The sequence below is a fragment of the Rhodococcus sp. FW305-130 genome (genome assembly GCF_058788335.1).
In genome coordinates this window covers 39,737-59,114 of the sequence record NZ_JBYTAP010000002.1, presented here as the reverse complement: position 1 = coordinate 59,114, position 19,378 = coordinate 39,737, and the positions used below count along the sequence as shown (strand labels likewise).

General features: G+C 63.6%; 18 protein-coding genes. 3 read left to right on the top strand and 15 right to left on the bottom strand.

Annotated elements, in window-relative coordinates; all coding sequences use genetic code 11:
- Positions 1-7 precede the first annotated feature (7 nt).
- From tsaB to AC3WQS_RS06355, 5 genes are all read right to left on the bottom strand, one after another.
- Positions 8-706, bottom strand: coding sequence for a tRNA (adenosine(37)-N6)-threonylcarbamoyltransferase complex dimerization subunit type 1 TsaB (gene tsaB, locus AC3WQS_RS06375; RefSeq protein WP_020906926.1), 699 nt, complete (start codon positions 704-706; stop codon positions 8-10).
- 136 nt (positions 707-842) lie between these two features.
- On the bottom strand, positions 843-1,334 hold the full coding sequence (gene tsaE, locus AC3WQS_RS06370; RefSeq protein WP_019747576.1) for a tRNA (adenosine(37)-N6)-threonylcarbamoyltransferase complex ATPase subunit type 1 TsaE: 492 nt from the start codon (positions 1,332-1,334) through the stop codon (positions 843-845).
- A complete protein-coding gene (locus AC3WQS_RS06365) occupies positions 1,324-2,376 on the bottom strand; it encodes an alpha/beta fold hydrolase (RefSeq protein WP_492712173.1) in 1,053 nt (350 codons plus the stop codon). Before AC3WQS_RS06365 ends, tsaE begins: the two co-directional genes overlap by 11 nt.
- A complete protein-coding gene (gene alr / locus AC3WQS_RS06360) occupies positions 2,373-3,575 on the bottom strand; it encodes an alanine racemase (protein WP_492712174.1) in 1,203 nt (400 codons plus the stop codon). Before alr ends, AC3WQS_RS06365 begins: the two co-directional genes overlap by 4 nt.
- A gap of 55 nt (positions 3,576-3,630) precedes the next feature.
- On the bottom strand, positions 3,631-5,064 hold the full coding sequence (locus AC3WQS_RS06355; RefSeq protein WP_019747574.1) for an NAD(P)H-hydrate dehydratase: 1,434 nt from the start codon (positions 5,062-5,064) through the stop codon (positions 3,631-3,633).
- A gap of 38 nt (positions 5,065-5,102) precedes the next feature.
- Between AC3WQS_RS06355 and AC3WQS_RS06350 the strand changes: the two genes are divergently transcribed.
- Complete coding sequence (locus tag AC3WQS_RS06350; RefSeq protein WP_019747573.1) at positions 5,103-5,474, top strand: cupredoxin domain-containing protein; 372 nt, start codon at positions 5,103-5,105, stop codon at positions 5,472-5,474.
- 54 nt (positions 5,475-5,528) lie between these two features.
- Here AC3WQS_RS06350 and glmS read toward each other — a convergent pair whose 3' ends face one another.
- Positions 5,529-7,391, bottom strand: a complete 1,863-nt coding sequence (gene glmS, locus AC3WQS_RS06345) for a glutamine--fructose-6-phosphate transaminase (isomerizing) (RefSeq protein WP_020906923.1) — start codon at positions 7,389-7,391, stop codon at positions 5,529-5,531.
- Between the two features lie 122 nt (positions 7,392-7,513).
- Here glmS and AC3WQS_RS06340 point away from each other — a divergent pair, with 122 nt between their 5' ends.
- Both AC3WQS_RS06340 and AC3WQS_RS06335 read left to right on the top strand, forming a co-directional pair.
- Positions 7,514-8,353, top strand: a complete 840-nt coding sequence (locus tag AC3WQS_RS06340) for a poly(ethylene terephthalate) hydrolase family protein (RefSeq protein ID WP_182261810.1) — start codon at positions 7,514-7,516, stop codon at positions 8,351-8,353.
- A gap of 6 nt (positions 8,354-8,359) precedes the next feature.
- Positions 8,360-8,581: a hypothetical protein gene (locus AC3WQS_RS06335; protein ID WP_492712175.1), complete on the top strand. Its 222-nt coding sequence runs from the start codon at positions 8,360-8,362 to the stop codon at positions 8,579-8,581.
- Positions 8,582-8,627: 46 nt separating this feature from the next.
- Here AC3WQS_RS06335 and AC3WQS_RS06330 read toward each other — a convergent pair whose 3' ends face one another.
- The 9 genes from AC3WQS_RS06330 to eccCa all read right to left on the bottom strand — a co-directional run bounded on the left by AC3WQS_RS06330 (position 8,628) and on the right by eccCa (position 19,322).
- Entirely contained in the window at positions 8,628-9,611 is a 984-nt protein-coding gene (locus AC3WQS_RS06330) for a hypothetical protein (RefSeq protein WP_492741431.1), read from the bottom strand.
- 176 nt (positions 9,612-9,787) lie between these two features.
- Complete coding sequence (locus AC3WQS_RS06325) at positions 9,788-10,093, bottom strand: hypothetical protein (protein ID WP_020969054.1); 306 nt, start codon at positions 10,091-10,093, stop codon at positions 9,788-9,790.
- A gap of 110 nt (positions 10,094-10,203) precedes the next feature.
- Positions 10,204-11,541: a phosphoglucosamine mutase gene (gene glmM / locus AC3WQS_RS06320; protein ID WP_021343572.1), complete on the bottom strand. Its 1,338-nt coding sequence runs from the start codon at positions 11,539-11,541 to the stop codon at positions 10,204-10,206.
- A 154-nt stretch (positions 11,542-11,695) separates the two neighbouring features.
- A complete protein-coding gene (gene rpsI, locus AC3WQS_RS06315) occupies positions 11,696-12,208 on the bottom strand; it encodes a 30S ribosomal protein S9 (protein ID WP_019747567.1) in 513 nt (170 codons plus the stop codon).
- Positions 12,205-12,648 carry a 50S ribosomal protein L13 gene (gene rplM / locus AC3WQS_RS06310; RefSeq protein WP_019747566.1) on the bottom strand — a complete coding sequence of 148 codons (444 nt, stop codon included), beginning with the start codon at positions 12,646-12,648 and terminating at the stop codon, positions 12,205-12,207. Before rplM ends, rpsI begins: the two co-directional genes overlap by 4 nt.
- Before the next feature lie 290 nt (positions 12,649-12,938).
- On the bottom strand, positions 12,939-13,232 hold the full coding sequence (locus AC3WQS_RS06305; protein WP_003940975.1) for a WXG100 family type VII secretion target: 294 nt from the start codon (positions 13,230-13,232) through the stop codon (positions 12,939-12,941).
- 87 nt (positions 13,233-13,319) lie between these two features.
- Positions 13,320-13,733 carry a WXG100 family type VII secretion target gene (locus AC3WQS_RS06300; protein WP_223257856.1) on the bottom strand — a complete coding sequence of 138 codons (414 nt, stop codon included), beginning with the start codon at positions 13,731-13,733 and terminating at the stop codon, positions 13,320-13,322.
- Positions 13,734-13,803: 70 nt separating this feature from the next.
- A complete protein-coding gene (locus AC3WQS_RS06295) occupies positions 13,804-15,306 on the bottom strand; it encodes a type VII secretion-associated protein (protein ID WP_084326083.1) in 1,503 nt (500 codons plus the stop codon).
- Positions 15,303-19,322 carry a type VII secretion protein EccCa gene (gene eccCa, locus AC3WQS_RS06290; protein ID WP_492712192.1) on the bottom strand — a complete coding sequence of 1,340 codons (4,020 nt, stop codon included), beginning with the start codon at positions 19,320-19,322 and terminating at the stop codon, positions 15,303-15,305. Before eccCa ends, AC3WQS_RS06295 begins: the two co-directional genes overlap by 4 nt.
- Positions 19,323-19,378: the final 56 nt, after the last annotated feature.

Sequence of the window (19,378 nt, the reverse complement as noted above, 5' to 3'; positions counted from 1 at the left end):
CTCGGTCTCACTTGCCACGTTCTGCGAGGGTCTTCGCGTCCGGGCGTCGGAGGTACAGCGGCTCGAGCGGGGCCGGAACCGATCCGGCCAGAATCTCGCGAGCAGCGACTGTGACCAAGCCGGCCGGTGAGGGTGTCTCCGCCGGGTCGACGGGCAGATCGAAGAAGTCCACGTGCGAAGCAGATCCGGCAATCAGCGTCGAAGGCGAAGGATCAACGTCGCCGGCGGAATTCACAGCCGGCCCTTCAACGCGCACTCCGCCGTCGTAGCGCGCCCAGTAGATCTCGCGACGCCTCGCGTCAGTCACGACGAGCAGGCTCTGTGTGGTCGGTACCGCAGCCGCGATGGCGTCGAGGCTGCACACGCCGTACACGGGAACACCGAGTGCATCACCGAAGGCAGCGCCTGTCGCCATGCCGACACGCAGTCCGGTGTACGGCCCCGGCCCGACACCCACGACGACGGCGTTCAACTCTGCCGGCGTGAGCCCGGCCTCGGCGAGGCATTCGAGGACGTGAGGGGTCAAGACCTCGGCGTGCGCACGAGGATTGACCGTGACACGCACGGCAAGCGTCTCCACTGTGCCCGGTGACTCGGTGCCAGGCGACTCGGTGCCCGGTGACTCTGCGTCCGGTGACGGAGCAGACAGGGAGACGACACCGGCAGTGACTGCCGGAGTGGAGGTGTCAATTGCGAGAACAAGCACGATTTCTCAGGGTACCCGCACGTGAAGAACTACTTCCGGCCCGGGAGGGTCACGACGTCCATAACACCAAACGCCGTTTCACGACGTCTGCGACACAAAACGCCGTTTCACGACGTCTGCGACACAAAACGCCGTTTCACGACGTCCAGGACCAACTCGCAGTCCGCACATCCGATTCAGGTTCCCGATGAAGCTGCACGCGCAAGTGTCGTTCGACGAGCCTTTCCACGACGTCACCACCCCATTCGACCACCACCACTGCATCGGTGAGGTCGGTGTCGAGGTCGAGGGCATCGAGTTCGTCGAGCGCATGCGGTCCGCTGTCTCCCAGCCGGTATGCGTCGACGTGGATCATGCCGACGGGAACTCCGCCGCCGGGGCGGGTGCCCGGACGATGCTCACGAGCGATGACAAACGTCGGGGACGTCACCCGGCCCTGCACTCCGAGCCCGGCGCCGATTCCGCGCGTCAACGCGGTCTTGCCCGCCCCGAGTGGCCCGTCCAGCACCACCAGGTCGCCGGCAACAAGTCCCGCCGCCAACCGTCGGCCGAAAGCCTCGGTATCCTCGGCCGTTTCCAACGTGATCTGTCCGGATTCGGGAAGTCCCGTGGCGTTCTCAGCCGACATCGGACCGCTCTTCTACCTGTGCACGCTGCACCAGCTTGTCGATTGCGTCCTTCACGATCGCCGGGAACTCGAGCTGCACCAGATGGCCGGCCCCGTGAACTCTCACGAGTTCAGACTCGGGGAGATCGGCAGCGAGACGCTTGGAGCTGATGAACGGAATCATCATGTCTTGATCGCCGCAGATCACGACTGCCGGTGTGTGCGCGAGCACCTCGAGGGACGCGGACTCGTCGTGCAGTTCCAACGTCCGCAAGAAATTGACGATGGTCACGACCGAGGTCCGGTCGAGCATGCCGTCCGACAGCTCATGCAGTCGTGGGCTGACATCGGTGCCGTACGACGCTGCACGCAGGATCGGCGTGATCAGTACTCGCGCAGCGCCCCGGGCGTGCTGAACCACTCCTGGCGAGGTGCGCACTGCCAACCGGAACCCGTCGATGATCGGATTCTGCAGATTGCGGGTCAGACCGGTCTCGGCCAGCCCTGCCGCCGTCGTCGCGACCAGCCCGACGCCGATGACTCGGCCCTCGAACCATTCGGGTCGCTGACCGGCAAGCGCGAGCACCGTCATGCCGCCCATCGAGTGGCCGACGAGAACTATCGGTCCCTTGGGCACTTTGGCCTCGACGACAGTCGCGAGGTCGCGGCCCAGCTGCGAGACCGTGCAACTCTTCGAACGCGGCATACCTGAATCTCCGTGTCCGCGCTGGTCGTAGAACACCATGCGAACCTTGTTGCCCCATCGCTCTTCGAGTTGGCGGCGCTGGAAATGCCAGGACAGCGCACTCAGGCAGTACCCGTGCACGAAAACGACTGTCAGCGGAGCGTCATCCGGTCCCACTTCGCGAACTGCCAGCTCGACGCCGTCCTCGGTGCGCACCGTGCTCTTGCGGTCGCGCGTCATGAGGTCGAAGTCCTCGTCCGCGTAGATTTCCCGGCCCGGACGCGTCGCGGTCTTGAATGCATTCACGCCGGCCATCGAGCCGAGCGCCACAGCACTGAGCAGGCCACCGAGAATGCTCATCTTTCCTGCAGTCTTCATGACGTCTCTCCCCCGATGTACGTACGCACAGTGCGTCCACGTATTCCGGTCACGACCTCGTAGTGAATGGTGTCGAGTACGTCGGCCCAGGCCTGCGCGTTGGGTTCGCCGTGATCGCCGTTGCCGAAGAAGATCGCGGTGTCGCCTTCGCGAACTCCGTCGCCGTCCGGCCCCAGGTCCACCAACACCTGGTCCATGCAGATCCGCCCGACGGCCTGGCGACGCTTGCCGCCCAACTGCACTTCGAACTTGCCGCTCAGTAAGCGAGTCAGACCGTCGGCGTAGCCGACGGGAAGCAGCGCAAGAGTGGTGTCGTGCGGTGCGACCCACTGATGCCCGTAGGAGACGCCCTCTCCGGCGGCCACCTTCTTCACCAGAATCACCTTCGCTCGCAGCGTCATCGCCGGTCGTAAACCGAAATCTCCGAGTTCGGGCACCGGAGACAATCCATATATCGCGATTCCGGGTCGAACCATGTCAAATTGCAGGTCAGGACGGGTGACTGTAGCGGCGGAGTTGGAAAGATGAACAACTTCGGGTTCGAATCCGCGAGCGCGGACGTCGGCAACCGCTTCGATCAAACGCTGCTTCTGCATGTCGATGACGTCATGATGCGGTTCGTCCGAGTGTGCAAGATGGGAGAACACTCCGCGCAGCCTGATCGTGCCCTCGTCCCGGGCAGTGGCGAGGTCGTCGAGCATCTGCGGCCACTCGGTTCTCGAGACGCCGTTGCGATTGAGACCGGTGTCCACCTTGAGCGTCACGGTCGCCTGTTGTCCCAGAACCCGTGCCGCGTCGACGACAGCAGCCAGGTGCCGCGGCGAGGACACGCCGATCTCGACGTCGGACCGGATCGCCGAGGAGAAATCGGCGTCGAGGCCGTGCAGCCAGGCCAGGACGGGAGCGGTGATGCCTGCCTCGCGAAGGACCAGTGCCTCCGCGATGGTGGTGACGCCGAGTTCCCGGGCTCCGGCCGACAGTGCCGTCCGCGCAACCGCAACTGCGCCGTGGTTGTATCCGTCCGCCTTGATGACCGCCATCAACGCTGCATCACCGGCAAATTCACGCAGGACACGCACGTTGTGCGCGATCGCGTCCAGATCGACGACTGCCTCCGTCTGCGGCCCTACTGCGTCGTCGAGTCGGCTCGCCTTCCCCTCCGCAGGCTCCTTCGGTGCTCTTCCCTGGGCAAGCGTCATGGCGACAATCCTGCCACCCGCGCAGAATCGGACACGTGTTCGGGTTTGAACACCCTCAATCAAGGGCAAAAGAGCGAAGCACACGCACCGACTCGCGCAGACCTCCCAGCAGCGGCGAAGCCGAAATCGGTGCTCCGGCGACATCGCTCTGACCGCCGGCAGCGGCGATGTTCGCAGCCAACGCGTGAGCCCGCGCCCCGACGGCCCCGGCTTCGAGAGGGCTCAGACCCGCCGCCAGCAACGCGCCGATCACACCGGAGAGGATGTCACCCGAGCCTGCGGTCGACGCCCAGGAGCCGCCGGCGTCGTTGACCAGGACCTCACCGCCGGGATCCGAGATCACCGTCGTATGGCCTTTCAGCAGAATCGTGACTCCGAGGCGTTCGGCGAGAGCACGCGTGGCCGCGATTCTGTCGTCGCCGAGTGGTGTGAATCGTGCGAACTCGCCGGCGTGGGGCGTCAGAAGAGTCGGCGCGGTCCGGGCTGCGACAAGTTCGGGACGTTGAGCGAGGAGGGTAAGTCCGTCCGCATCGACGACAACGGGTACATCGGTAGCCAGTACCGACGCCAGAAGCCGCGCGGCGTCGTCGTCGGTACCCATACCGGGTCCGACCACCCAGGCCTGAACCCGCCCGGCGGCTTGGAACGTCTCACTCGCAATCACCTCCGGGAACCGGGCGAGCACCTCGGCGGCGCCGTGCCCGGCGTAGCGAACCAGTCCGGAGGTCGCGGTCACCGCGGCGCCGGTGCAGAGCACTCCCGCGCCGGGATACTGCTCACTTCCCGCAACGATGCCCACCACACCCTGCGAGTACTTGTCGTCCTCCGCGCCTGGCACCGGCCACAGCGCACCGACCTCGGCCGGATCAAGCGAACCGAACGCCGGTTCGCCGACGCTCAATCCGATATCCACGAGTTCGACACGACCACACAGCGGAGCCGCGAGTACGTGCACCGGCTTGAGCGCACCGAATGTGACCGTCACATCAGCGGTCACCGACGGGCCGTCCACTGCGCCGGTGTTCGCGTCGACGCCGCTCGGAAGATCGACCGCCACGATCGGTGCCTCCACCTGGCCGACGAGCTCAGCTGCGTCAGGCCTCAGACCGCCGTGCCCGGAAATCCCGACGATGCCGTCGATCACCAGATCCGGCGACCCGACTTCGGCAGCGACTCGGCCACCGGCCTTCAGGAGAGCGTCGAGGCCCGACCGATGAGCGCGCGCCGGATCGAGCAACACGGCCCGAACACTCACACCTCGTTTGCGGAGCAACGCACCCGCCCACAGGGCATCACCGCCGTTGTCGCCGGTACCGACCAGAAGCGTCACCGACCGATGCGCGACCGATCCTGTACGGGAACGTAATTCGTCCGCGACGACTCGCGCGAGACCGTACGCCGCTCGACGCATCAGCACTCCGTCGGGCAGCTTGTCGAGCAGCGGCGCCTCCGCTGCTCGCACCTGATCGGCTGTGTAGTACCCACGCATGTCGGAACCCTTCAGTTGCCGTCGCTACCCTCGAAACCATGAAATCACGTCTTCGCCCGGCAATCGCGGGACTCGTCCTCGCTCTCGGTCTGGTCGGGTGCAGTTCCGGCACCGACTCCACACCATCTGCGGCCGAAACGACGGCGAGCGGACCCGTGGTGACCATCTCCGGGATGGCGTACTCCCCCGCTTCCATCACCGTGAACGTCGGCGACACCGTCACGTGGGTATTCGACGACAACGGAATGGCCCACGACGTCAACGGCCTCGGAGACGCCAAGGGCAAACTCCGCAGCCCACTCAAGAAATCGGGAACTTACACCTACACGTTCACCGAACCCGGAACCTACGACTACACCTGTACACCGCATCCCGAGATGCGCGGAACCGTCGTCGTCGAGACGCCGTAACGCACTCGGGCCCCACAGTCTTTCGACTGCGGGGCCCGAAATTCCCTACGAAAACTATTCGACCGTAACCGATTTCGCCAGGTTACGCGGCTTGTCGACGTCGTATCCGCGTGCCGCGGCAACCTCGGCCGCAAAGATCTGCAACGGAACCGTGGACAGCAACGGCTGCAGCAGAGTCGGTGACGCCGGAATCTCGATCAGGTGATCCGCGTGCGCCGCGGCGACGGTGTCGCCTTCCTCCGCGATCACGATAGTCGTTGCCCCGCGCGCCTTGATCTCCTGAATGTTGGACACCAACTTCGAGTGCAAGACGGCGCGACCCTGCGGCGACGGCATGACGATGATGACCGGAAGGTCCTCCTCGATCAGCGCGATCGGGCCGTGCTTGAGCTCACCGGCGGCAAAGCCCTCGGCGTGCATGTATGCAAGCTCCTTGAGCTTGAGCGCACCCTCGAGCGCCACCGGGTAGCCGACGTGGCGCCCCAGGAACAGCACGGTCGACGCGTGCGCGAACTGGCGTGCCAACGCGCGCACCGGTTCTGCCGTCTCGAGCACCTTGCTGACCAACGCGGGCATAGCTTCGAGGTCGGCGTACTCGCGCGCAACCTCGTCCGGATACTTGGTGCCGCGAGCCTGCGCCAAAGCCAAACCGACGAGGTAGTTCGCGGTCACCTGCGCCAGGAAGGCCTTGGTCGACGCAACCGCGATTTCCGGTCCCGCCCGCGTGTAGAGAACGGCGTCGGCTTCGCGCGGGATCTGTGCACCGTTGGTGTTGCAGATCGCCAGGACGCGTGCCTTCTGGTCCTTGGCGTGCTTGACAGCTTCGAGTGTGTCCGCCGTCTCCCCCGACTGCGAGATCGCGACAACAAGCGTCGAGCGATCCAGAACCGGGTCGCGGTAACGGAATTCGCTGGCGAGTTCGACCTCGACAGGTAGACGCGTCCAATGCTCGATCGCGTACTTCGCCAACAGTCCGGAGTGGTAGGCACTACCGCAGGCGACGACAAACACCTTGTCGACGTCGCGCAGTTCCTGATCGGACAACCGCTGCTCGTCGAGGACGATCTTCCCGTTCTCGAAGTGGCCGAGGAGCGTGTCGGCGACAGCGGTCGGCTGCTCTTCGATCTCCTTGAGCATGAAGTAGTCGTGACCACCCTTTTCGGCGGCCGCGAGATCCCAGTCGATGCGGAACGGGCGCCCCTCTGCCTCGTTGCCCGCGAAGTCGGAGATCCGATAGCTGTCGGCAGTGATCACCACTGCCTGATCCTGTCCGAGTTCAACCGCATCGCGTGTGTGCTCGATGAACGCAGCGACGTCGGAGCCGAGGAACATCTCGCCCTCACCGACACCGACGACGAGCGGCGTCGAGCGGCGGGCGGCGACAATCGTGTCCGCGTGGTCGGCGTGCGTGAAGACGAGCGTGAACGCACCTTCCAACCGACGAACCACCGACAGCGCACTCTCGATGAAATCACCTGCCGTCGGCCCGTGGGAGTACGCCCGGGCTACCAGGTGAACTGCCACCTCGGAATCCGTGTCGCTCTGAAGCTCGACGCCTGCAGCCTCGAGCTCCGCACGCAGCGGGGCGAAATTCTCGATGATTCCGTTGTGAACGACAGCCAGCTTGCCCGACGCATCACGATGCGGATGCGCATTACGGTCGGTCGGTCGCCCATGCGTCGCCCACCGGGTATGACCCATACCCGACGTACCGACAAAGTGATCCGCGCCGTACTCGCCGAGCTCCGCCTCGAGGTTGGCCAACTTACCGGCCTTACGCTCGATCTCGACCCCACCGGTTCCGTCGAGAATCGCGATTCCCGACGAGTCGTACCCGCGATACTCCATTCGCCGTAAAGCCTCCACCACAACGCCCAGAGCTGGGCGGTGGCCGACGTATCCCACGATTCCGCACATGGTGACTCAGGGTACTTGGACATCGGCGGTGGGCGCATTTTGCGGTTCCACAGACATCCCCCAGCCGGTTGCAGCGTCGGCTCCGCATACACGAGACGGCTCATCGGATAACGTCTTCAACCGTGGCACCGAAACTGAAGACACTGACCCGTGAGCTGTCCAAGCGCGGCCCGCACCGAGTTCTCCGCGGCAACCTCGCCCTGGCCGGACAGCCGGGTGTCGTGTACACGCCGGAAACCGGTTTCAATCTCCCCGCCGTTGCCTTCGCGCACGGGTGGATGGTCGGGTCCCACAAGTACGAGCAGACACTCCAGCACCTCGCTTCCTGGGGAATTGTCGCAGCGGCGCCCGACAGCGAACGCGGTCCGGTCCCGTCCCATCTCGGCTTGGCTGCAGATCTTCGAGCGACGCTCGACATCTGCGTCGGCGTACGACTCGGCCCCGGCCAGATCAGCGTCCAACCCGATCGGGTCGCCTTTGCCGGTCACGGCATGGGCGCGGGCGCGGCGGTGCTGGCCGCAGCGCAGCGCGGGGATGTCGGTGCGGTAGCCGCGCTGTTCCCGGCCCCGACAGCACCCAAGGCGGAGAACTACGCGTCGAAGATCACAGCGCCCGGATTGATACTTGCCGGCGAAGACGACGTCGATTCCTTGACCAGCAATGCCCGCCCGCTGAGCGTGGAGTGGGGCGGTCCCGTCGTCGCACGCACCGTGAACGACGGCCAAGACGCCGGACTGATCGAAGGCCGCCGACTCCTCGGAGCCCTGGGCCTCGGTGGATCCGAGCGCAAGACACAGTCCGCCACACGGTGCCTGCTCACGGGCTTCCTGTTGTTCCATCTGACCGGCGACAAGAAGTACCAGGACTTTGCTGATCCTGATGTCGAGATTCCACACACGGCGCCGTTGCTCCCGGTTGAACCTCACTCCGACGCGCGGGCCAGCCAGCTGTTGCGTAAGTAGGAGTCCGTGCCCGCCCCCGACTCCGGCGGCGAGCACGGCTTCGGCGGCGTCGTCGTCGGCTCTGACGCGGATCGCAGATACGGGCCGGATCTGACCGACCCTTCCGTGTCGTTATCGGCAGACGTCGTTTCGGACGGCGGCTCCTGGCGCGATTCCTCGCTCGCCGCTGCCGCTCTGCGCTCACGGAAGTCCTCGAGCGCTCTGCGCTCACGGAAGTCCTCGAGTTGAGAATCGAGAGTTCGACGGATCTCTTCGAAGGGCGCGTGAACGGACTTCACAGCGGACCAGCTCCGGCCAGCTCAGCGCCCGTCTCTCCGTCGGGGCCGGCGATCGACTCGTCCGGGACTGTGACAGGCGGCTCCGGGTCCGGCGCGGGCGAGACTTCGGCGGTGGTTTCAACCGGTATCTCGGGCTGGGGATTATCGGGCTGGGGATTATCGGGCTGGGGAATTTCGGGTTGAAGTGTCGCGGGCTGGGACGCTTCTTGCGGGTATGTCTCCTGCATGACCGCCTCCTGACCGGCATCAAAAACTATTCTCGGCCAACCGTTTTCGTCCAACTCCACGGCGACCGACACAGAGTTCCCGTCAGCACCGGCGACATCGAGACTCACCCCACGACCGTCGGGCGCAATCGAGAAGCCCCACGTGTTGCCGCCGATCGAGAAAGAGATCGGCGCAGCCGCGGCACCGGATTCGATCGTCTCGGCGACCGGCAAGGTCGACGGGAAGGCGTCTGTCACCCACTGAGTCGCGGCATCAAAAGCATCGCCTACCGCGCTCGCACACTGCGCGCACGCCCTGTCGAATTCGTCGCGGGCATCCAGATACGCCGAACGAAAAACGGTGTCCAACCATGGCGCCGCGCCACGACCGCTGGAAGCGACGTGAGCCAGCTGATCGATCTCCCCCGCACCCAGACCGCCGATGGTCGCCCGGTCGAGGCTGGCCACCTTGAAAGCTTTGTCTGCCAAAGCCGTTCGAACAGTCCGCGCAAGTTCGTCGGCTAGCGTGATCAACAGTGGCGCCGAATCCGCATCGGACCGAGCTTCGCGCCGCGCGGCGAAGACCTGATCGACGACCACATCCACGCCGGAAACATTCCACACTGCAGGAAGATTCTCGGCCAGGACCGTCAGCATCGCGATCTCCGCGACCGAACTATCCACCGCCGCAGCCATATCCGACATGTCTCGCTTCAGTGCCCCGATATCGATGCCCGCCTCTGCGCGATATGCATCCTCGTAGGAGGTAAGCATCCGTTCTTCGAAACCCAACCGAGTGGCCAGGTCGTGAAATCGGCCGAAGAACTGCAGTCCGCTAGCGCCCGCTTCCAGAATTTCGTCGGGATGAGCATGTGAATCACGCAGTGCAAGAATATCTTCGAAAGAACATGGGCCGTTCGGTACTGCCTGGGCTGTAAGGCTGTTCGGTATCACGAGGCCGACCCGCCGGAGTCCCGCACCCGCCGCGCACCCTCACGATCCACCTCAGTGATTGCCTCAGCCGAAGAGGAAAGCCGGCGCGCCAACGTATCGAGAAGATCCGCACGGCCAGTCAAGCGAGAATTCAGGACCGCCAATGCCGACGCCAACGCGGCTCCGTGCTCGGCGTAGTCACGGCCCGAAGCGGCACCGCCCCATCGCAAACGCTTGATCGGCTCGGCAGAATCGCGCAGACCCTGGGCCACCGACACCGCATGACGTGCCAATTCATCTGTTCCAGCGCGGTCGACATCCACGAGCGCCCCCAAGTTTCAACGGAACCACTCGCACGTCGAGCGGCCTTTGACTCCTTGGACGCAGCAGAGCGCAATTACGTTCCCTCAAAACGCGAAGGCGTAATGAGGGGCTACACCGAACCGACGATCTCGGCCAACTCGTCAGCCAGCTTCTGCGCGAGCGGCAGTTCGGTGGCCTCGACCATGACGCGGACCAGTTGCTCTGTCCCGGACGGGCGCAGGAGCACTCGACCACCGTCACCGAGAACGCGCTCGGCGTCCGCGACTGCTGCAAGTACCGACGGCGACGCTGCGACTGCCGCCTTGTCCCCGACCTTCACGTTGATCAGCACTTGCGGGAGGGTGGTCATCGTTGCAGCCAGTACCGATGCCGACTTACGCGTACGAGCCATGCGTCCGAGCAGCCTGAGACCGGTGAGAATTCCGTCGCCCGTGGTGCCGAACGCCGGCAACACCACATGGCCTGACTGCTCGCCACCGAGGCTGTATCCGCCCGCGCGCAGTTCCTCCAAGACGTAGCGGTCGCCTACGGCAGCAGTCACGATGTTGATGCCTGCCTCGCGCATCGCGATGTGCAAACCGAGATTGCTCATGACAGTCGCGACGAGAGTGTTCTCGACCAACTCCCCGGCCTCGTTCATCGCGATCGCCAGAACAGCCATGATCGCGTCACCGTCGACCACCGCGCCGGTCTCGTCGACGGCCAAGCAACGGTCGGCGTCGCCGTCGTGCGCGAGGCCTAGGTCCGCCCCGTGATCGACTACGGCTTTCTGAAGATTCTCCAGGTGCGTCGATCCGCAGCCGTCGTTGATGTTGAGGCCGTCGGGATCTGCGCTGATCGCGATGACGCGAGCGCCCGCTGCTGCGTAGGCAACCGGTGCGAGCGCGGAAGCAGCGCCGTTGGCGCAGTCGACGACAACGGTAAGTCCAGCGAGCGGCTCGCTCGCCGCGCTCGCCAGATGTGCAAGGTACAGCTGCGCGGCGTCGTCGACCGCACGGACTCGGCCTATCCCGGCACCTGTCGGAAGGACCGGCGGCGCAGTGCCGTCGAGTGCGTCCTCGATCGCCACCTCGACAGCGTCATCCAACTTGTGACCACCGGCCGCGAAAATCTTGATTCCGTTGTCCGGCATGGGATTATGCGATGCAGAAATCATGACACCGAGACTGGCGTCGAGCTTTGCCGTCAAGTATGCAACTGCCGGAGTCGGGAGGATACCCACGTCGAGCACGTCGACGCCTGCGGAACTCAACCCGGCCGTCACCGCGGCTTGAAGCATCTCACCGCTGGCGCGAGGATCGCGGCCGATCACGGCGGTCGGACGGGCATCCGAGGTGCCGGCTGTCAGTACGCTCGCCGCGGCAACTGCCAATCTCAATGCAAGATCTGCAGTCAGATCCGAATTGGCAAGCCCACGAACACCGTCAGTACCGAACAACCGACCCATAGAACGACTCCTGAATCCTGTGAACCTCGAGAATGAAACTCGAGAATGGAATTTCTCCGAGAAACACAAGAGCGAGCGTCCGGTAACGATGGACGCCCGCTCTTGTGGTGAACAGGTGCCGAAGCAGACCCGTCGGGTCAACCTCGGCAAAGCATCAGCGCTTGGAGTACTGCGATGCCTTACGGGCCTTCTTCAGGCCGTACTTCTTACGCTCGACCGCGCGGGCGTCACGCGTCAGGAAGCCTGCACGCTTGAGGGCCGGACGATCATCAGGGGTTACCTCGATGAGTGCGCGCGCGATAGCCAGACGCAGTGCGCCTGCCTGACCGGACGGGCCGCCACCGTGCAGCAGTGCAATGATGTCGAAAGACTCGGGACGCTCGACGAGCACCAGCGGAGCCTTGATCAGCTGCTGGTGAACCTTGTTGGGGAAGTAATCCTCCAACGTACGGCCGTTGAGCTTGAACTGACCGGTACCGGGAGTCATCCGGACGCGAACGACAGCCTCCTTGCGGCGACCGACGGTCTGGACCGGGCGATCGAGGACGATCGGTGCGAGCGTAGCTGCAGCAACCTCTTCGACGACCTCGACTGCGTCAGCGGCGACAAGCTCTTCCACTGCTTCGATGTTCTCTTCGGACACGTTCTGCTCTTCCGGCGATGTCACTGTGCGACCTGCTTGATCTCGAACGGCACCGGCTGCTGCGCGGTGTGGGGGTGATTCGGGCCCGCGTAGACCTTGAGCTTGCTGCTCATTGCGCGGCCGAGCTTCGTCTTGGGGAGCATGCCGACAATGGCCTTCTCGACGAGACGATCGGGGGTCCTGTCGAGGACCTCACCGACAGTGCGGGACTTCAGGCCACCCGGGAATCCGGAGTGGTGGTAAACGTTCTTGCCCTGCAGCTTGTTGCCGCTGATGGCAACCTTCTCAGCGTTGATGATGACAACGAAGTCACCACCGTCGATGTGCGGCGCGTAGGTGGGCTTGTGCTTGCCACGCAGCAAGTTCGCTGCCTGAACGGCAAGACGGCCGAGCACCACGTCAGTGGCGTCGATGACGTGCCACGAGTGGGTCACATCTCCGGCCTTCGGGGTGTACGTAGACACAGATCTTCCTCGTCTTAATTCATTCCACTGCTGACCATGTGCGTATCGCGTAAACGATCCTCGGCGGCCAGTTGAGACCCGAGAACCGCCGGTCTCCACGCATTTCTGCCGGAGCCCTACGGCACGCCACCGATAGACGATACCGGTCTACCCGCTGCCAGGTCAAAGCGCAGCCATCTCCGCCGACAATGCCCTCGTCGGGAACCAGCAGGTAAGCGATCGACACCCCGACTGCCCCGGCAACCTGACGGTACCGGGGCAGTCGGGGTGTCGTCACGACATGAATGTTGTCAGCGACCGAACCCGTTTGCGGCGATCCGGTCAGCTTCCTGCATCTTCTCCGAGCCGCTCGCCGTCGCTCCGGCGATCTGCGCGAGAACCATGTTCAGTTCTTCGGACGCCTGGGCCCAGCGGCGCTGTGCGTCGTTCCAGGCTTCGGAACCTGCCCCTTCCCAGCCTGCTTGCAGCTTGTCTACGACAACCTTGATGTCGCCCTGCTTGTCGTTGATCGCTTTGGCCTGCTGTTTCATCTGATCGGACAGCATTGCGAGGCCGCCGAAGTCGTACTTGATCCTGTCGGACATAACTGCTCCCGGTTCGGTGTGACTGGAGAGAACTTTGTGAGAACTACTGGCTGAGGACTGCTTGATCGAACGGTGAAGAGCTGACGGTCAGGACATGTTCACCGTCGCGCCGCGAAGCGAGCTGACGTTGTCGTCTTCGGTCGAGTCGAAGGTTCCCGCAGCCTGTTTGATCTGCTCGCAGATGTCGGTCAGAGCAGTGTCCAGCTTCAGGGCCGCGCTGTTGTATCGCTCCATGATTCCTGCGTATTCGACCTGCGCCGCACCGTTCCACGAATTGTGCGAAGCGTCGGCCTCCGACCGAACAGCGTTGACCAGTCCCCTGATGTCACCGAGATGTCCGTCGATGGTCCCCGCCGAATCGATCAATTCAGCGGTAGTTGCGGTAAAGCCCATGTCGTCCCCCTGGATTCGGTGAGTACCGTTCGGTATCGGCGACCACGACGGCTTGTCCGTCGGATGTGCACCGGGGTCGAGCGGAACTCCCTGATGTGCGCTACACATACTTTGACGCGACCTCCGTGCCAACGGTTCCGGCCCGATCGAAGAATGTTTTCAGAACCGACCGATCCGGTCAGGGCGTGAATTCGAGTGACTGCCACATCCGCAGGCAGTCCGCTTCGAGACTGTTCCACTCACCGACCAGATACTGGCAGCCGATACTCACTTGCCGACCGTTGTCGACGTACACGTGCCAACGCACCTCGGAGAAATCGTCCGGAAACTCGACGTACACCACTGCCTGTTTTCCTGCGGCATCGTCGATCACAGAAAACTCTCCGAACCGCAATGGGTCCTCGAACGCCGAAAACTGCTGACGCAAAGCGGCTTCGACGGAATCGAATCCAGCACCTTCCGCAAGACTTTTCTCGATGACCACGATCTTGCGATCAGCGCCGGAACTGGGTATCAAATCGGTGCGCCCGCTCGAGGTCCCTCGTGACAGAAGCTTCCAATCGGAAGGCAGCTCTGCTGCAACGCTCCCCACCTCCACACGCGTGAGTTCCGGCGTGACACCGGACTCGATCGACGGAATCGAAGTCTTCGGCGCAGGCTTTTCCTGCTCTTTCGACGCCTCCACGATCTCGGCTTTGCCTTCCGCCGTAGCTGCAACCGAGTCCGCCAACCGAGAATCGCCTCGATCGCGAGTCGACACCACGACCGTTGCCGCGACCGCAGCGACGACGGCGAGCACTGCAAGCGCCGCCGCGAACCATCGACGGCCTCCGTGCCACCCGCCGACTCGACGGGGCGAGGAGGCAGTCGAGTGCACGGAAGGAATCGACATCGCGCCATCCGGATCGCCTACCCACCCGGCGCCAAAAGCTGAATTGTCGACGATTCGACCGGAACTGTCCCGCGCAGTTGTCTGGCGAACGAGCGTCCGAGGATCCACCAGAGACGACGCCACCCGACTCTCGTCCAGAATTCGAATGCTCGCGTGGCCGTGGACATTCGTCGACCCACGTTCGAGCGAAGCCGCAACGGCATGCGAGCGCGGCCCGACCAACACCACAGCGTCCCGAACCGACAAGTCCCCGATTCCGGAAAACAACCCCGCAGCGTCTGCGATCGCCGAACTTTGTGCCCCGTCGATTCGGAGTTCACCGTCGACCTCGCTGACAACAGAAGCGACCACCATTCCGCCACGCAGTTCGAGGACGACACACCGTGATCGCCAGGCTGTACGAGCCGACCTCGCCGCCGCGACCGACGTCGGAACGAGGACGACGTCGTGCGCCACTCGCCGTGCGGCATCGAGCAATCGCCGCCTACGTGGGGCACCCCAATCCGAGGGATGGCTGAGATAGAGGATGTCTGCATCGACGATTCCGCACCCGTCCATCGCACTGGAGATCAGCCTGGCCAGCTCCAAGACGGTGGGGACAATCCGACCATCTACGTCGACATAATCGTCGTCGACGTAATCGATCGCATTTTCACCGGTCGTACCGGGACCCGACGCCGGTTCGCGTCTGAGGTCTGCACTGCAACAGAATTCGCGTTGACCCGAGACGACCCAGATATTGGATGCACCCCAATGTAGCGAGACCGACACCAAGGACGGAACGGTCACAGCGGTGGCATCCACGGAACTTGGACAAGTTGGGTTTGCGATCGAGAAACGTAGACCCCACGACCTTCCGGCAATGCCGACGCGCGGACGGTGCCGACGAGATTTCCCTCGTCGCGACTTCCGCTCATGATCAATCCGGCCGGTGCCATGTCGCGAATTCTCGCAATGACCGGCTCGTAGAGTGCTCTGGCCGCGCCACCGGAACGGCGGGCAATCACCAGGTGCAAACCGATGTCCTTGGAATGCGGAATGTACTCGAGCAACGGCGCCACCGGATTACCACTCGGTGTGGCCACAAGGTCGTAGTCGTCGATCAGTACATAAATCTCCGGCCCACTCCACCACGACCTTTCCCGCAATTGCTGCTGTGTTGTTTCGGCGTTCGGCATTCTGGCGGCGACGATCCGAGCCAAGTCGACCATCAACTCACCGAAGGTCGTCGACGACGCCGAGTAACCGCCGAGGTGATTCCCTTCGACCACTCCCAGCAGGGAATGCCGATAGTCACCGATAATCAGCTTGGCCTGCGCCGGTGTGTTCGACGCGATGATCCCTTCCGCTATTCCGCGCAAAAGAGATGTCTTGCCACACGCGGTGTCGCCGAATATCAAGAAGTGCGGGTGTTCCCGGAAGTCCATGTACACCGGGGAGAGGTCGGTCTCACCGAGCCCGATCGGCACGGTGAGGCACCGACCGTCGGCCGCACTCGGTGAGGGCCACCGGGTTCCGACAGCTTCGAGAAGTTCTACCCGCGAGTACGAATCCGGAAGCATCCGCACGGTGGGCGCCGGGCGCGAATTCGACATGGCTGCAATATGTTCGACCGTCGACGCCACAGAACCACCGGAATTCTCACTACCTGGCGAACCGCCGATTCGAGGTAGTGCGGTGAGAAGGTGAAGCCCGTCGCGCGTGATGCCACGACCCGGTCGACCTTCCGGCACCAGGCTGGCTTTCTGGCGACCCGCATCCGAATCTCCCGGATCACCCAATCGAAGTTCGACGCGAGTACCCAGTTGATCCTTGAGTGCCGGCCGGATCTCGGCCCACCTCGACGTCGTGACGATCACGTGCACACCAAAGGACAAACCTTGACCGGCGAGCATGCTGATCTGAGGCTCGAGTGATTCGAAATCCGAACGAACGCTGGGCCAACCATCGACGACGAGGAAGACGTCACCGTACGGGTCATCTCGGAGTCCCGCCGCCACACCTTCCCCGGCGGGATCAGCTGTTCGCAATCCTCGGAAATCGGCCATGGAGTCGATGCCGAGGTCACGAAACAGCCGCTCCCGTTTCGCGACCACACCGAGTACCTCGGCGACCGTGCGGCGGACGCGGTCGGAATCCAAGCGGTTTGCCACCGATCCGACGTGCGGCAGATCTTTCAATCCGAGGAGCGTTCCACCGCCGAAGTCGAGGCAGTAGAACTGAATCTGTTCCGGCGTGTGCGTCATGCTCAGAGACAAGATCAACGTGCGCAAGGCCGTCGACTTTCCCGACTGCGGGCCGCCGACGATCGCGAGGTTGCCCGTTGATCCGTTCAGATCGGCGACGAGAAGATCGCGGCGCTGATCGAACGGCCTGTCGACTACGCCGAAGGGTGCGCTCAGATTTCCGCGAGGTTGATCACCGGCCGCCCACCGCGGCAACAACTGGTCAAGCGTCGGGGATGCCTCGAGCGGCGGTAGCCACACCTCGTGCGCGCGTGGACCGTGGGCGCGCATGCGGTCGACGAGGACCCCCATGAGAGTACGTGCATCGTCACCGATTTCACCCATGTCGATGACATCGGGCTCGACGGGAACGACAACAGCCTCTGGCCCGACCACGGGCGTCGCGGTAAACGGCATCGGCGCGAGTTCGACGGGGGAATCTACCGAGAATCGAGTGGGCGCTATCCGCTCGCCCTCGTACGGGCCTGACACGTATGCACCTTGGAAGCGAACGATCTCCGCAGAATCGGACTTCAGGTATCCCGCACCGGGTGTGCCCGGCAGGTGATAAGCATCGGGAACGCCGAGAACGGAACGAGACTCGTTCGCCGAGAACGTTTTCAAACCGACGCGATACGAAAGATGGCTGTCGAGACCCCGAAGCTTTCCTTCGTCGAGCCGCTGACTGGCCAGCAGCAGGTGAATGTGAAGTGACCTGCCCAATCGCCCGATGGCCACGAACAATTCGGCAAATTCCGGCTGTTGACTGAGCAGTTCGGAAAACTCGTCGACAACCACGAAGAGTGCAGGCAACGGATCGAGTGCAGCGCCGGCCAGCCTCGCCTTCTCGTAATCGGACACGTTTGCGAAGTTTCCTGCCGCACGCAGCAGTTCCTGTCGACGATTCATTTCGCCGGCGAGTGCGTCCTTCATACGATCGACCATCGCCAATTCCTCGGCAAGGTTGGTGATGATCGCAGCAACGTGCGGCGCCTCCTCCAGGCCGAGAAAGGTTGCACCACCTTTGAAGTCGATCAGGACGAGATTCAGTGCGTTGGGTGAGTGCGTCGCGATCAGGCCGAGCACCAAGGTTCGCAGGAACTCCGACTTACCAGAACCGGTGGCTCCGATACACAGCCCGTGCGGACCCATACCGTTCTCGGCCGACTCCTTCAGATCCAGTTCGACAGGGTTTCCATCTTGTCCGACACCGATCGGCACGCGGAGTCGGTCGCGCCCCTGACGTGGCAGCCAGCCATGCTCAGGATTGAACCTCGCAACATTTCCTATCCCCAACATCTGGCTCCAGGTCCGAAGGGATCGGTCGTCGTCAGTCGCGTCCACGGCGTTCTGCGATGCCGCACGGAACGGTGCGATGCGACGTCCGAACGACTGCGCCAGGCTCGTCGTCGCGGCGTCAGGCGTCGCAAAATTCTCGACTCCTGCGCTGCTCACCGCGCCGATCTGATCGCTACCGACGACCAGTCGCAAACCACGCGCCGCCGCCAGCCGCGGGCAGAACCCGCACAGGTCGAGGACGGTCACCGAGTCGAGCCCGGATTCGGACAACAGGCCGGTGTCACCTTCGAGCAAGCCACCGTCCACGACCAACACGAGATGCGGAACGCCCGCACTCGCCGGAGTGTTGCGAGCAAATCGAGCACGCATCGAAAGCGTTTCCCCGAGGGAACTTTCGAACTCGAGATACGAACCGAACACCATGCGTGAAGTGCCGGCGCCGTCCTGAGACTCCGGGTGTTGTACGTGTGGGAGCCACTTGACCCACTCCCACTCGGCTTCGGCATCGGGACCGCACACCACTGCAACTTGGACGGTGTCCGGACCGTGAAAAGTGCACAGCTGCATCAACATCGAGCGGACGAGCGCTCGAGCGGAATCCCTCTGCCCCTCAATGGACATCGCAGCAAATCCGCGAAGCGAGACGGCGGTCGGCAGGTCTTTTACAACCGAATGCGCACGGACGAATCGCCGAAGTGAGACAGCAGCGACGGGTTCGAGATCCTCGACCGGCCCCGTCTCCGGAGATACAAGCCTGGTGGCCAATCGCTGTGTACCCAGACCGACCCGAACGTGGCAGTAGTCCGAGTCGGTGATCTGACGTTCCCACATCCGCACAGTCCCGGCCAGTGTCCAAAGCTGCGACGGCTCGGGATTGCTCCACTCGAGAGCAGCACGCTGCGCACCAGACGTCGCAGCAACATCGCTGCGCATCTGATCCAGGTACCGCAGGTAGTCCTTGCGGTCCTCGTTCGCTTCGGACGCTCGTGCCCCACCGCTACGACCGCCCCCGGCGAGCATCCCGAGCATCGACACCATCATCATGACCGGAAACAGCAGGGACATCGGATTGCGCGCCATGCCGGAAGAGAACATCAGCGCCACCATGCCGATCATGGCAACCACCATGATCACCGGAAGTAGTTTGGTCAGTAGGTTTCCCGGCGTGACGCGAGGAATCTCCGGTGGGGCCTGAAGCGTCACCTCGCCGCCCGGTGTACGCGGCGATTCACGGCGCGCTCGACGCGCAAATCTGACAGTGCTCAATTCACCCACCCCCATCGGTGCTGCAGCTGTTGCCGCCACGCGCCTCGTCCGACTACCGCCGGCCCGCCCCC

Excerpts from the sequence above, each read along its gene's own strand:
- tsaE (WP_019747576.1), bottom strand. The coding sequence starts at position 1,334 with ATGTCGGCTGAGAACGCCACGGGACTTCCCGAATCCGGACAGATCACG.
- AC3WQS_RS06365 (WP_492712173.1), bottom strand. The coding sequence starts at position 2,376 with ATGAAGACTGCAGGAAAGATGAGCATTCTCGGTGGCCTGCTCAGTGCT.
- alr (WP_492712174.1), bottom strand. The coding sequence starts at position 3,575 with ATGACGCTTGCCCAGGGAAGAGCACCGAAGGAGCCTGCGGAGGGGAAG.
- AC3WQS_RS06355 (WP_019747574.1), bottom strand. The coding sequence starts at position 5,064 with ATGCGTGGGTACTACACAGCCGATCAGGTGCGAGCAGCGGAGGCGCCG.
- AC3WQS_RS06350 (WP_019747573.1), top strand. The coding sequence starts at position 5,103 with ATGAAATCACGTCTTCGCCCGGCAATCGCGGGACTCGTCCTCGCTCTC.
- glmS (WP_020906923.1), bottom strand. The coding sequence starts at position 7,391 with ATGTGCGGAATCGTGGGATACGTCGGCCACCGCCCAGCTCTGGGCGTT.
- AC3WQS_RS06330 (WP_492741431.1), bottom strand. The coding sequence starts at position 9,611 with ATGCTTACCTCCTACGAGGATGCATATCGCGCAGAGGCGGGCATCGAT.
- glmM (WP_021343572.1), bottom strand. The coding sequence starts at position 11,541 with ATGGGTCGGTTGTTCGGTACTGACGGTGTTCGTGGGCTTGCCAATTCG.
- AC3WQS_RS06305 (WP_003940975.1), bottom strand. The coding sequence starts at position 13,232 with ATGTCCGACAGGATCAAGTACGACTTCGGCGGCCTCGCAATGCTGTCC.
- AC3WQS_RS06300 (WP_223257856.1), bottom strand. The coding sequence starts at position 13,733 with ATGTGTAGCGCACATCAGGGAGTTCCGCTCGACCCCGGTGCACATCCG.
- eccCa (WP_492712192.1), bottom strand. The coding sequence starts at position 19,322 with ATGGGGGTGGGTGAATTGAGCACTGTCAGATTTGCGCGTCGAGCGCGC.